General features: G+C 43.3%; 12 protein-coding genes. 4 read left to right on the forward strand and 8 right to left on the reverse strand.

Annotated features, from left to right (window positions below; genetic code table 11):
- Positions 1–12 precede the first annotated feature (12 nt).
- Complete coding sequence (locus MHN30_RS07050) at positions 13–552, reverse strand: isochorismatase family protein (RefSeq protein ID WP_223193527.1); 540 nt, start codon at positions 550–552, stop codon at positions 13–15.
- 101 nt (positions 553–653) lie between these two features.
- On the opposite strand from MHN30_RS07050, the gene MHN30_RS07055 reads away from it, so the two are divergent.
- Entirely contained in the window at positions 654–1,607 is a 954-nt protein-coding gene (locus MHN30_RS07055) for a ribonuclease Z (RefSeq protein ID WP_239359061.1), read from the forward strand.
- Here MHN30_RS07055 and MHN30_RS07060 read toward each other — a convergent pair.
- Positions 1,604–2,917: a DUF2252 family protein gene (locus MHN30_RS07060; RefSeq protein WP_239359062.1), complete on the reverse strand. Its 1,314-nt coding sequence runs from the start codon at positions 2,915–2,917 to the stop codon at positions 1,604–1,606. The two genes, MHN30_RS07055 and MHN30_RS07060, sit on opposite strands and share 4 nt — an antisense overlap.
- 3 nt (positions 2,918–2,920) lie before the next feature.
- Entirely contained in the window at positions 2,921–3,751 is an 831-nt protein-coding gene (locus tag MHN30_RS07065; RefSeq protein ID WP_130165474.1) for a polyphosphate kinase, read from the reverse strand.
- Between the two features lie 571 nt (positions 3,752–4,322).
- Here MHN30_RS07065 and MHN30_RS07070 point away from each other — a divergent pair.
- The gene (locus MHN30_RS07070) at positions 4,323–7,226 is read left to right on the forward strand and encodes a hypothetical protein (protein WP_130165475.1); all 2,904 of its coding nucleotides are present in this window, start codon (positions 4,323–4,325) and stop codon (positions 7,224–7,226) included.
- 24 nt (positions 7,227–7,250) lie between these two features.
- Here the strand turns inward: MHN30_RS07070 and MHN30_RS07075 are convergent, their stop codons facing one another.
- A complete protein-coding gene (locus tag MHN30_RS07075; protein ID WP_130165476.1) occupies positions 7,251–8,192 on the reverse strand; it encodes an SUMF1/EgtB/PvdO family nonheme iron enzyme in 942 nt (313 codons plus the stop codon).
- Positions 8,193–8,337: 145 nt separating this feature from the next.
- Complete coding sequence (locus tag MHN30_RS07080; RefSeq protein ID WP_239359063.1) at positions 8,338–9,228, reverse strand: SUMF1/EgtB/PvdO family nonheme iron enzyme; 891 nt, start codon at positions 9,226–9,228, stop codon at positions 8,338–8,340.
- Between the two features lie 228 nt (positions 9,229–9,456).
- Between MHN30_RS07080 and MHN30_RS07085 the strand changes: the two genes are divergently transcribed.
- A complete protein-coding gene (locus MHN30_RS07085; protein WP_039495139.1) occupies positions 9,457–9,999 on the forward strand; it encodes a cysteine hydrolase family protein in 543 nt (180 codons plus the stop codon).
- Positions 10,000–10,160: 161 nt separating this feature from the next.
- On the opposite strand, the gene MHN30_RS07090 is transcribed toward MHN30_RS07085, so the two are convergent.
- Complete coding sequence (locus MHN30_RS07090) at positions 10,161–10,520, reverse strand: hypothetical protein (RefSeq protein ID WP_039495141.1); 360 nt, start codon at positions 10,518–10,520, stop codon at positions 10,161–10,163.
- 226 nt (positions 10,521–10,746) lie between these two features.
- Between MHN30_RS07090 and MHN30_RS07095 the strand changes: the two genes are divergently transcribed.
- Positions 10,747–11,637, forward strand: a complete 891-nt coding sequence (locus MHN30_RS07095; protein WP_239359065.1) for a hypothetical protein — start codon at positions 10,747–10,749, stop codon at positions 11,635–11,637.
- Between the two features lie 442 nt (positions 11,638–12,079).
- Here MHN30_RS07095 and MHN30_RS07100 read toward each other — a convergent pair whose 3' ends face one another.
- Both MHN30_RS07100 and astA read right to left on the reverse strand, forming a co-directional pair.
- A complete protein-coding gene (locus tag MHN30_RS07100; protein WP_130127403.1) occupies positions 12,080–12,883 on the reverse strand; it encodes a DUF1338 domain-containing protein in 804 nt (267 codons plus the stop codon).
- Positions 12,884–12,959: 76 nt separating this feature from the next.
- Positions 12,960–13,985 carry an arginine N-succinyltransferase gene (gene astA / locus MHN30_RS07105; RefSeq protein ID WP_130165482.1) on the reverse strand — a complete coding sequence of 342 codons (1,026 nt, stop codon included), beginning with the start codon at positions 13,983–13,985 and terminating at the stop codon, positions 12,960–12,962.
- Between the last annotated feature and the right edge of the window lie 12 nt (positions 13,986–13,997).

A 13,997-nucleotide genomic window follows, 5' to 3' on the forward strand; every position in this document is an offset into this window, starting at 1 on the left:
TGTGATAGCCGATCACTTAACTAACGCTGAAATTGCCTTAAATTGCTCATTCTTGGCCGATTTTAGCCACTGAAATAAAATAGACTCTAAAGCCAAAAAGCGTGCGCCATCTGCCTGCATCTGCATTAGCGCCCAATCTGTGTGTTTTGGATTACGTGAGCAAATACCATCGGCAACTATCACCACGTTGAAATTGTCCGCAAGCAGGTCATTGACGGTTTGTTGTACACAGATATGACTTTCGAGGCCAACCACGACGATGGTGTCGCGTTTATATTCTTGAATAGCTTGCTTGCAAGATTCAACATGGTAAGCACTAAACGCGGTTTTTTCGATAACCGGAAGATTAAATTCAAGTAAACTCGGTGCTGTATGGCCAAGCCCTTTGGGATATTGCTCAAAAATCAGTGCAGGAACAGACAAATGTTCTGCAGCTTGTAGCAGGGTGGTTACTTGGCGCTCAATATCGCCAAATACCTCAATATGAGGACGAAATTTTTCTTGAATATCGATCACTAAGATCATGCTGTCCGAAGGTATCAAATTCATCATCTTCTCCTTAGAGATTACGTTGCAAGGCGAGCACGCGCTTCGCTATTACGTTATTTATTCGTTACAATGGTATACCCACTTAAAAAGTAAACGGTTTTGGCGTGAAAGTACATTTTCTTGGCACTTCTTCAAGTAGCCCATCTAAACAACGTAATATGTCGGCAGCGGCAGTAAGCTTTGAAAATACCAAAGCCTGGGTACTAATTGACTGCGCCGAAGCGACCCAGCATGCGCTGCTGCACAGTGAGTTAACCCTATATCATCTCGAAGCGATTTGTATTACCCACCTTCATGGGGATCATTGCTATGGATTACCCGGACTCATTTCATCCATGGCATTAAACTCTCGCAAAGCGCCGCTAAAATTAATTGCGCCGAGGGCCGTTATTCAGTTTGTGCAAAGCTGTTTTACACTGACAGAGGTGAGACTAAGTTTTGACTTAATCACCATCGCCTTTGAAGAAATAAACGATAAGCTACCGCTTGAAAGTTGCGATATCGAAACCATAGCGCTACAACACAGAGTGCCCAGTGCTGGCTATAAGCTCACGGAAAAGTGCATTCCTCGCAAGTTAAAAATAGATAAACTTCAGCAAGATGGCATTGCGTCTGGCGGCCACTACAACCTGTTGCAAAAGGGCCAGGACGTAGAATACCAAGGCCGACTTTTAACCTCGGATGACTACAGTTTTTATAGTTGGCAACCTCGAGTTGCAATAATTTGTGGTGATAACGAAAAGCCCGGCTTGCTATCGCAGATGATAAAAGGGGTCGATTTGCTTGTTCATGAAGCTACCTTTACCGCTGCAGATCTTCATAAAGTGGGATTTCATACAGGACATAGCGATGCCAAGCGCATCGCTCAGTTTGCACAATTACATCAAGTGCCCATGCTCGCGCTCACTCACTTTAGCGTGCGCTATCATGGTGAGGGCATGCTGCAGCCTCTTATTGAAGAGGCCAAGTTGCACTTTAGCAATGCACTCATCATCGCAGAGGATGGTCTGATTGTAGACATTCCAAAGCAAAAGCAAGTTGAGTGCGCAACTGCTTAGCTCTGGGATTGCTCGCAAAACCAATGCCAATCGGCTACGACTTGCGCGCTGTAATGACTGGCCGATTTGACCAATTCATCGATGAGACTAGGCAAAATGGCTACGGCATCTTCTTGAAATTGTAAGGATCGTCTATCTGCTCGCATATGTGAAAGGGCAAGTGCTTTACCGCATGCTTCTGCATATTGGCTAAAGCCCGACTTAGTCGCTGCACGCTTACCAATGGTGATGTCTTCTGGGTCTATACCAACGCGAGCATGATGGCGCGAGCGTACCAGCCAATGGCTGCCTTGCCACAATGCATTATCTAAAATGAGATCGGTACGGCGCTGCATTTTTCTTTGACTGTTGACGGTTAAGTGTGCGGGATCTAAGCGATTCACTGGGCTTAAATTTACAAAGTAAGCCAGAGGCGAAGCGAGTTGCTGTTGTTTTACCTCCACAATGTGACATAGCGGCAAAATATCTTTAGTGGGCTTTTGTACGTTTGGGCCAACCAACAAGTAATATCTGCTCAGATGCAATGAGCCTGTGCCTTGGTCGATACGCTCAACACAATCTAAAATTTCGTCATCAACATAGGGCGCAAAGTGATGAATAAGGTTTTCTTTTAAATCGGAGTCAAGTTGCTTAAACTTCAGTTTGTCTTCGCGAAAACGCAGCGGCTTAATGCTAAGGTCGATTTCCTTTGCGAGCGTGCTTTTTATCGTAAACGCGGCACCACCCGCCATTCTTTGTAACCCTTTTTGCCATCGTTTATGCAGTATATGATTATTATCAAATTCGGTTAAGCCTGTGTTGCTATCGACCTTATGTTCCAGCGACAACTGACAGGCTTTTAGGTAGCTGTGTAAAAAGTCCAATTGTGCTTGGGCAACCAGCTCTTTACTGACCAAAGGTTTACTTCGGTCTTTAATATCCTGAGCTTGCTCTTGAATACGCCCACCTTCTAGTTGGGTAAGCGGTAAACTCACTAAAAAGCGAAACAGGTCCCACACAGCGTGTCCGACGCAGGCATCATCGAAGTCATTAGGTTCAAAAATTAGGGTATCGCCGTGGCTGCCTTCTTCACTATGAAAGCCAAAATTGCCCGTATGACAATCGCCCATTACGTAGGTGAGTGGCAGGCTGGTGGCCGCTTCAGGTAACTGTAGTTGTTGCTCCAGTAAGTCCTTATACATAAGCGCGGCACTACCACGGAAGAACCGAAATGGACTGAGTCTCATTTTGTCGAATTTACTGCACTCATTGCTTACGTGAATGCCTTCCCGCTCATTAAAGTAAGATGCAAGATAGTCGTGACGATTCATGGATTAGTCCTCCCTTTGAACAATACCCAATTGAGATTCTGCCAGTTTTACAACGGCTTTATCGATAGGTGGGGGACTAATATCAACCCCCTTGCTTAACGCTTCGACAATGGTTTTCATCACTTGTACGCGGGCATACCATTTATGTTCCGCGAGGATCAAATGCCAATCCGCTAAATTTGTATCGGTTTTAGCAAACATATCATCAATTGCTTGCTCATAATCTTGTCGCTTTTGGCGGTTGCGAATATCTTCTTTCGTTAGTTTCCAGCGCTTATACGGATTATTTAAACGCTCTGTAAAGCGTTTGAGTTGTTCGTCTTCGCTAATGTGTAAAAATAGCTTAACAATGCGGACGTTATCATCTGTCAGCAGACGCTCAAATTCATTGATTTCTTGATAGGCGCGGTGCCACTCTTGCTCATTAGCAAATGCTTCAACCCGTTCTACCAACACTCGGCCGTAGTATGAACGGTCAAAAATAGTCATAGTGCCCCGAGGTGGTAGCTTAGTTTGAAAGCGATACAGGTAATGCCGGCCTTGTTCCTCCGGTGTTGGTTTTGCGATTGGGTAGACCTTAACGCCGCGCGGATCGAGCTTTTCTGTCATGCGGCGAATCGCGCCTCCTTTACCAGCCGCATCCCAGCCTTCAAACACTAAAATAGCGCGCTTTCCTTGATGAAAATAGGCTTGTTGCACATGTAATAGTTGGGTTTGCCAGTACTTTAACTCGCTTTTGTAGTGTTTTTTTGAATCAATAGCAGGATGTGTTATGGGTGGCTTAACACTTAGCCCGCGATTTAGCGCCTTTATTTCTGATACATAACTGGTCATGCTAACTCCTTTAATCGCCTTTGGTTAAGTTGGCCCTGTTGTTGTCAAAGCGCTGTTCAACGCGAAAATATTACCGCACCAACTAACTTTTGAGCGTGTTAGAGTAACCTAGATTAAACTCTACAGGGACTTTTTGACAATGATATGTCATACCACTTTATCTTACACTTCCTTAATTTGAGGGAGCTAATCAGGCGCTAACGGCGTTAAAAATTTCTCATCATTTAGAACAGGTAAATAACCTGAGCTTCGGATAATTAATGCCTTTCTAGCAGCCAGTTTTAGCGCTAACTGCGTTGAATTCACTTCCAATAGCAAGCTATTGGTGCGTAAATTCGCCTAATTACCCCTAAAACTCTCTGGCTAGACAAGGAAATAATTTAATATTATTTTAAAAACAATTAGTTAGTTCATTTCTTATCCAAACCTCAGGTTAAATAGCAAAATTTTTCCTTGATTGAATAACTGACTCCATCAGTATAAAATCTACCCCGAATACTATCTCGCGCTCATTGATGAGTAGCAAAGTGCATTGATGAGGAACAACCGGAATAAACAAGGAAGGATTGGCATGAAGCCTTTTGACAAGTGGCCTGCGCTTGTGCAAGACGCACAGCAAGGTACATTCGATGATTCACTTTTTCAGTCAGATTCAGACGTAAAAAATTCGGCACAACCAACCAAGTTGCCGATGGCTAAAGTGCCCACCATCATTCTTAAAGCACTTAACCCCCATCACACTGACTATATTCGTATTGACCCAAAAGAAGCTCGTTACTGGCATGGTGGACTTCATCACCATGACGATAGACAACTACTTGTTATTTCAAATAACCAAGCACAACGTCTCAAAACGGTTTCTCAAGGCAATATAAAGGAGATCTTTGCGTTTATTAAAAAGTCAGCGCTTGAGGCTAAAGTGGAAGGTCAGTTCAGTTCTAGTGGCAGTAAAGGCTTCTCGGGTGGGGCGGGAGAGTTAAGCCAAAACGGTGCACATTTAGGTGCTGCAGCTAAATATGCTGCTACAAGCGATTACTCAAAAAATGATGGTGTGGGCTTCAATAGCAGCCAAGGAGCAGGTACAACGCGACCGTCAATGGGTAAGAGTAACGCTGGCATTAAAAAAACACCCACTAAGCTAGAAAGTACAGCACAACCCATAGATACTATTGCGCCATCTGTCATTATTGGTCAACCTAATCCAAAGCAAATCGTAAAACTAGAGCAAAACCAAGCCACTAAAAGACGTTTTGCAAATCATGTATTAGGGCCGGGAGAAACTGCCGCGAGTGTTGTCGAGCAGTATACTGGCACACCAAATGAAAGCCGTATATATGGCTTCAATCACCCTCAGTTTACTATAAAAAATCCTCCCAAAGCGGGTGATAAAGTCAGGGTGAATACCGGCTTTGACGTACTAGTGAAAGGACAATTTTATAACAGCAACAGCGTTAACTTAATCTGGAAAGGGCCAACGTCAGGTTCAAAATCAGCCATATTGGAGCAAGTTAATGGCAACTACATACCAGACAGAGGTTATGATTGGGAGTTGGCGCTACCGCTTGTGGCGGGGGAATACACATTAACCGCTGAAGCCGGAGGTGCGACGCACTCCGTGAGTTTTTCGGTTGAAGAATCCGAAGACCAACTGGAAATTATTGATTTTATATATATTCCAGAAGATAACAGCTTTATAGCGGTCACCCAGTCACTTGCCGATATTTTAGAGCAAGAAATGGAAGTACTTAACCCTCCCATGGAGCAGTTAAAGCAAGCGCTGGCTGGACAACAAGACCTCTCGAAACAAGATGATAAAGTAATTGACGCAAAAAAGGCGTTAAACGAGACCCTAAAACCACTTGTTTCAGGCCCTACCGCTAATAAGATTACCGAAGTCATTGGCTTTAAAGGCCGAAAGTATACCTATGTGCGTAGTGATAAAATGGCAAACCACTTTAGACGCTATAAAATTGATACGGACATTCGAAACGGTCGTCGTTTTAGCGATGCGAATGGCAACTTAGACCGTAAGAAACTGAACAAAGCGCTTAAAAATGATTTGAGCAAGCTAAAGGTCAATTTTAAGTATGATAAGAAGCTCGTCGACACGTATACAACCATATGGGGCGAATGGGCTAGGGAGCTTAATAAAGATCTAAATATAAAAAGGTTTGAAAAAAGCGACTATTTTGATGCCAGTGCAGAGGCGCGATTAATGCGCTATACCCATGGTGCAGGCATTGCGGCAAACTTTAGCCCAAAGGATGGTGTCTTTTCATTTCAAGCTGATGGCAAAGTCGATTTTGCAGTTGGTGAAGCAAAAGCAGCAATGAGTGGTTACTACCCTAATAAAAATGGGTATGAATTTAAGTTTATGATGCCACTTAAAAATACGACCAAAGAGCGTGAGATAAACTTAGGCGCGATCCGATTAAATGCGACCATTGCCCTTTTTGGCTATGCAGGAGCGAAATTACAAGCGGCGGCAAATGTAGGCTGCACAGTAAAGCAAGGTAAAATGATGCTTGAGGGATTAACCCCTGAACAAGTAAAAGCACTTAGCCGCGCCGATCGCAAGTTTGAACCTGTAAAAGGCGAGCTCAGTGCATTTGCTGGGGTATCCGCAGGCTGTGAGTTAACAGGTGCTTTGCAATGGGATAACCCAGAAAAATCCGGTAAATCTAGCTTTTGTGATTTAGCTAAATTAGGTGGAAAGGCAGAAGGCGCATTTGGCGCCGGTGCACATGCCGGGTGTTTTATTGGTTATGAAGACGGAAGGTTTATACTTCGCGCGAAATTGGGACTTATCTGGGGCGTAGGTGCTGGCGGAGAGTTAGTCTGTGAGATAGGTGTCGATGAAATCGTCACGCTTGCCCAATTTGTTTATCACCAGCTTAAAAATAATGATTATGATTATCTCGAGTTTATACAGCCATTGGCATTTAACGTGCTTTATAAAGCAGTAGCCATGCATATAGCAACAGGTAAAGATATTACTGAGTTTGTTGGTGGAACTGCTAAAGACATAGATGAATGGTGGCGAACTAAAGTAATAATTCATGAACAAGCCAAGGCTATCATGCAAAGAGTTGAACAAGCACCCGAAATGTTGAAGTTTACGGTACCTGAGTCCAAGGGGGCATTTCTAAACTTATTAGCGAACCCTAACCTCGCTAGCCTTATCGACTCAGATACCTACAGCTGGCAGGGCTTAAATGAGCAGCGCGAAAATACGATTATTATCATACTCAAGCATATACTTTGCACAGAGGAATTAGACGAAGTGTTGCAGCATATGGGTAAAGGAGGAACTAAGTGTAGCCAAGAAGAGGGCTTATCTCAGCTTAATAGTATTTTAGAAGGTGCTCAGCAGCGAGAGTTTGATGCATGGCGACGCAAACTACCAAGCCGAGCTCGCTCCGGTTCGGTTGCTGTCGCGATGCTTAATATCAGTCCATTTGTAGCACTGGCATAACAGCGTATGAGCAACCAAAGTTAGCTACTTTGGTTGCTCATTTAAAGGCATAGACTGATTGAGCACGCAGCGAAATCCAGTTGCCCTGTATGCCTTTTTTAGTTTCTCAGATTCTTGCCGTGTATATACATTACTGCCGCGGGGAGACTCTAAAAACATCCCGCCACGCATGACCTTTTTTGTGCCTTCTTTTGGCCCTTTAGGATCCTGTTCTGGGGAGTGTTGATAGTAATCCTCAGCCCACCAGTCATTGACCCATTCAATCATATTGCCGCTTAAGTCATAAAACCCCAATGGGTTAGGTGGATAGGTGCCACTAATATGCGGTTCAGGCTCTTCGGCGAGAGAGTAATTTACACCGAGTTCAAGCATACCAGTATTGGTGGCAAACAAAATGTTTTCACCACGGTTTCGTGCTGCAAATTCCCACTGTGCTTCGGTTGGTAAATCAATTGGGAGTTGTGTGAGTTTTGCCAGCCATAAGCAATAGTTCTTGGCATCATACCAGTTCACCCCCGCAGAGAATTCAGGTGCACGCCAAATTTCGTCTTTATCCCATTTTGTCCACATGGTTCTTGGTAGGTCGTTTACCGCGGTATATAAATCAAAATCGCCATAGCTTACCTCATAAGCGCCCATCGAATAGCTGGTAAGGGTCACCTTATGAGCGGGTTTATTATCGCGGGCTATGGTCCAAGGTAAGTTATTTGGACCACCGCCATCGCCCATCATAAAGCTGCCGCCTTCGACAAACACCATTTGGGCTTTAGTGCGCTCAATCAGTGCTTGCACTTGTTTGTCTTGCTCGCCAGTAAGCGCGTCTATTTGTTGGCCAAGGTCTTCGCACCCAGTCATTACCACACACAGTACTGCGAGGCTGGGAACGGCTGTGTATTTATTGGTGATAATATTGCGGCGGTTAATGTTGGCAAAGTGGGGGAGTGAATGTATCCGTTTATTTTCCATATGGTGACTTTCCGTATGTTACTTATTTATCCTTAGTGCAGCTCAAGCATACCAAGCGTACAGGCGAAATCAAAATTGCCACAGCATAAAGTTAGTAGTTTGAATAAACGCTGACTTTTACGGTGATAAATGCGATGGCAATGAGCTAGTTAATTGATTGAACAGGAATTGGCTTCGCTTGATTTAGAGCACAACGAAAACCTTTAGCACGATACGCTTCATCAAGCTCATCTGACTCTTGCCGTGTATATACATTACTACCGCGAGGAGACTCTAAAAATCTTCCTCCTCGCATAACCTTTTTTGTGCCTTCTTTTGGCCCTTTAGGATCCAGTTCTGGTGAGTGTTGATAGTAATCCTCAGCCCACCAGTCATTGACCCACTCAATCATATTGCCGCTTAAGTCATAAAACCCTAATGGGTTAGGAGGATAGGTTCCACTAATATGCGGTTCAGGCTCTTCGGCGAGAGAGTAATTTACACCGAGTTCAAGCATACCAGTGTTGGTGGCAAACAAAATATTTTTACCACGGTTTCGTGCTGCAAACTCCCATTGTGCCTCAGTGGGTAAATCAATTGGGAGCTGTGTGAGTTTTGCCAGCCATGAACAATAGTTTTTTGCGTCATACCAACTCACTCCCGCAGGGAATTCAGGGGCGCGCCAGAATTCATCTTTATCCCATTTTGTCCACATGGTTTTTGGTAGGTCGTTTACCGCGGTGTATAAATCAAAATCGCCATAGCTTACCTCATAAGCGCCCATCGAATAGCTGGTAAGGGTCACCTTATGAGCGGGTTTATTGTCGCGGGCTATGGTCCAAGGCAAGTTATTTGGACCACCGCCATCGCCCATCATAAAGCTGCCGCTTTCAACAAATACCATTTGGGCTTTAGTGCGCTTAATAAGTGCTTGTACTTGTTTGTCTTGTTCGCCAGTAAGCACGTCTATTTGTTGGCTTAGGTCGTCACACCCGCTTATGACCAAGCATAGTAATGTCGCTAAAGGGGGTAATATCTGGTGATCAATCTTGTCCATAAGTGTGCTATCCATAAGGTATTTGCATACACATTTATCATAACTTGTTTAGCTGTATTGAAACATAGCCAATGTGGCAGTAAGACCAATGTATAAATATTAAAATGACAATATAACGCTTGTAATTTATATTGCTTGGGCACTACAACCCTTGAAAGAATGAATGCTGTTCAAGGTGTTGGCGGCTTTTGAATTTATAAGCAAGATTATGCCCAAAAAGAGTATGCTATGAAATCTGCAATATTGGTAATTGATGTACAGAACCTTTTATTCGACCCAGAGCCCAAACCGTATGCAAGTGAAGAGGTGTTAAGCCGAATTAACTTAGTGACAGATTGGGCTCGAAAGCAAGGCATGCCAGTTATCTATATTCAACATGAGCAAAACGGTACTGCGATTGAGTATGGTAGTGAAGGTTGGCAATTACAATCAGTACTTCAAGTTGACGCCAATGATCAGTTCGTGCGTAAAACCACCCCAGACTCATTTTTAAACACAAATCTGTCTAACATACTTGAAGAACATGGAGCTCAACATATTTATGTTTGTGGTTATGCTACAGAATTTTGTGTTGATACAACGAGTCGGCGAGCCGCGGGTTTGGGTTATGCAGTTACATTAGTGGCGGATGCCCATACCACACATTGCAAAAAGCACATGTCAGGTGAACAAATAAGAATACATCATAATGCCACACTGCCAAGTATCTCCAGTTTTGGAGTGAAAATATCCGCGGTGTCTACTACCAAAATTATTGCTTTAGGTGACTGATACAGTCTAGTTTTGTTGAGGGATTACCATTTCCTGTCACTGTTTTCACTTACTCGTCCTAATAACCGGCTGTTAAGGGTTATACATGTTATTACACAAGTGTGAAGCAAACCGGAAACGGTCCTCCTATAAGTTTTAATCTAAGCCTTTGAACCAAAGGACTATTCAATCCACATCCATGCAATTAAAGGCGGGGTAGTCGCGTTTTTAAATGTGATATTGATTATGATATCGTCTTGCGTGTTCTCGTATTTCGCTGCAAATATCAGCATTGGATCCTGACCTCTTCGAAGAGACGCTAACAAGGTTTTAGATTTTAAGCGGCCAAGCTGCGGCGCGATTTCGCGGTATGCCCGCAAAAATCCCTCCTCAGAAACCTTTTTGGCTAAGTCGGTGGTTATTACAGATAAATATGCTTGATAGTTTCCTCTCTCATGCGCTTTCAAAGCGCTGTCGACAACAGGCATAAGAAGGCGAAGTGCCTCTTCTTCTGTTGAACCAAACGTTCCAAAATAATTCATAACTATTATCCTTGTCTAATCCTACTGGTTTTTCACCAACAGGTAATGAATATAAGCAATATTTTTAAGTGTCTCAAACACTGTAAAAGTCTAATTACCTATTTCAATTGTGGAGTTAATACTTTTATACTAGGGTCTGTTGTTCTTTGCTGCTGCAAAAACAAACTTGAAAGATAAGCAGGCCCTAACTTACGAGTAAGCAACGTTATTTAATAAGGAGATAGTAATGAATGCTTATAATATCGAAATATTGAAACAATCCATTGACGATAAAACACGCTTTGATGGCTGGGTATTTGGTTTGCCCCCCGGAATTAAAGCCAATCAATGGCCGCTTGATCCACATACCGGTTATCCGCTAAAGCACAGCTTTACACTAAAATTGCCAGAGGGCTATCACACTGATAAGAATGCGTATGCGGTGAGCTTTTTTGCAATTGCGGTTGAGCATAATGATGGCGGACCTGAATATATTGAAGGGTTAGAAGAGGCATTATTTGCTGAGCAGTCGCCAGATGAACCGCTATTCAAACCCTTTTGGCAGGTGATGCAAACGGTTCATCCGAGCTGTAAGTTTGCAGCGGATACGCTAGATTGTTATTACGCAACGCTCCTGCTTAGTGAAGCTGAGTTTTACGGCGAGCTCTGTTCACCACCAACTATTATTGAACGACATTTTGAAGATGATGTTTGCGTCCCTGAATGGTTAGTCGAGGGTGGGGCGAGTTGCTTTTGGAAAATGAACTATTCCCAGTACCTCAGTTTGCCAGCTGAAGAGTACCAAATATATCGCGAGCTTGGTGGAATTCCCCCAGAAACAGTGAGTTTTAACCGTGCAATTACGCTTGTTGCCAACCCTAGTGATCCTAATGCGGGTAAGACGCCCAGCGAATATGAAGATACAGGTTATATTGACCCGTACGAAGGCGACCCTAAGTGGTTAGAGAGTGTTTCGCCAAACCATTTAGGCGGGACGAGTTTAAACGGTCAAGGGATCCCAGATTTTCTTACACCTTACTACATCGAATTCGAAGAGATCTTAGGTGGGCATAACTTTGGCGGAGGGATAGGTATGCTTGATTTGGTAAACCGCGAGTTTGATTGGAGTTGTGGCTAATATTAACTAATACCAATTTATCTTAATACTTGCTCAATTTGAAGGAGTAAATCTGACGCTAACGGCGTTAAAAATTTCTTATTTAGAACAACTAAATAACCTGAGCTGCGGATAATTAATGCCTTTCTAGCAGCCAGTTTTAGCGCTAACTGCGTTGATTTCACTTCCAATAGCCAGCTATTGGTGCGTAAATTCGCCTTGTTTTCCCTAAAACTCTCTGGCTAGACAAGGAAAAAACTAAGTTGTTCTTTAAAAGCAATGGGTTGGAACATTTCTTATCCAAATCTCAGGTTAAATAGCAAAAGTTTTGCCTAGTTATCGACAAGATTTTCTCGCCTCAAAATAGCTCACTTAATTAAGCAAATTGGTATAAAAAAGCAGCCATAAAGGCTGCTTTACAATTTGGGCAGAGTGCTTAGGCAAGCACTGATTTTAAACGCGATTATCTTGCGTTAGTACTTTCAAAGATTTTGTCAGCAGAAGCTGCAACAAAACCAGTATAGATCTCGCCGTCAGGCTTGGCATAACGCAGAGCAAACTCATAGAAGCAGCTTGGAATGCTAAATTCACCGTCGTTAAACTGCACGTTTTGGTGATCAGCAAGCGTTGAAGATTGTTCTAGTAACACTTCCGGAGAGCCTTTGATCTCACCACCTGATGTGTTTAGTTCAAAACCGTTGTCTTTGAGCGCTTGGTTTACAGCTTCAATTGTGGTGAAGTTCTTCAGGTAGTTGATGCTTACCGTGAAATGGTTTGCACGGTAGCCCCATGCAGACATCCATGCGGCATACTCGCTCTCAGCCAGTAGTTTTTTGTATGTCTCGTGAGAAACGCGCCAGTGGGTGCCAGAATACAGAAAGTTTTCAGCTGTTACTGCTGCCTCGTCTATTTGCTCAACCATGTCTTTAACGATAGCTTGTAGTTCTTCTGAACACTTTTCAACGAGCAGCTCAGAGATAAACACCTTTGGCTTAGTTGGATCTTGGTGTTCATAGTGCTTGGCATAAAGCTTTTTCGCTTCAAAATGGTATTCGCCACACTCGGTGTAACCTACTGCTTTAAAATGTGCAGCGAGCTTTTCTAGACCTACTTTTTCAATATTAAAGGTACGCAATGCGATGTGGTCATTGATCACGTCGTCTTTTTGCGTTGAGCCGAGAAGTTCATGAACTTTAACTGCAGAAGGTGTTACTTCTAGGTAGTTGTCCCACAGGTGTTCAAATAGTGTATCTACGTTGTTGTGCATAATGGTTTCCTAATTTTTTGTCTTGGTGACAGCTTGTTAAACTTTATACCAATTGGTATCAGCACGACATTGAAATCTATAGTTTAAATGCGTTTATCAGTTCACCTTGAGTGACATCAAGCGCATTGGCCACCTCCGTGGTCAGCTGAATTTTTTCTTCTGCTTCGCACAGATAAGCCTGATCGGTAAACGTGGCTTTAAACGCGTCTAATCGACCATTTGAAATAGCAAGACTAGGGAGCTTGTCAGGTAGCGAAGCGACTATTTCAACCTCACCTTTAAACGACTCTCTAACCGTTCTAATGTTGTCTAGTTTGGCTTCTACCGTTGGACCCGCGTCGAACAAGTCAACATAGCCACGGTGTTCAAACCCTTCTTTTTGCAATAAACGCAAAGCAGGCTTGGTTTTCTCGTGCACTTTACCTATCACAGCTTGTGCTTCTGGACTTAGTAGGTTTGCATAGATGGGATACTTGGGCATAAGTTCACAAATAAAAACTTTGTCCCCGAGACCGACCAAGTGATCTGCTTGCGGAAATTCAATGCTAAAAAAGTGCTCTTGCAGCCACTGCCAAAATGGCGAATGGCCATGTTCGTCACTTACACCACGCATTTCTGCAATAACGGTATCGCTAAAACGCTCAGCATGTTCCGCCATAAATAAGAAACGGCTTCTTGAAAGAAAGCGACCAGCTAACCCTTGGCGATGACCTTCACGTAAAAATAGCGTGCAGATCTCAGAGCTTCCGGTGTAGTCGTTACACATCGATAGAATATCAACGGTATTATAGACACCCAAAGTTCTTGAGTGATGTACTGTTTTGCCAAGATGATAGTGATATAAAGGCACAGACATACCGACCGCTGCTTCAATCGCAGTGGTGCCTATAATTTCGCCCGTTTGTGTGTCTTCAAGAACGAATAAATAGCCTTCGTCGTATGGTTTTGATACTGACTTCGCAAAGCTTTCAACCGAGCGGTTAATTTTATTAGACAACAATTCGTCATCTACTGGCAGTGAGGTAAACCCATGGCCAGATTCAACCGCAATGGTTTTTAGCGCGTCGAAGTCAGTTTTTTGTATTGGTCTTAATACTAACATGAGAAAGAGGAG

This window comes from Pseudoalteromonas sp. OF7H-1, assembly GCF_022347825.1.
Taxonomy (GTDB): domain Bacteria; phylum Pseudomonadota; class Gammaproteobacteria; order Enterobacterales; family Alteromonadaceae; genus Pseudoalteromonas; species Pseudoalteromonas maricaloris.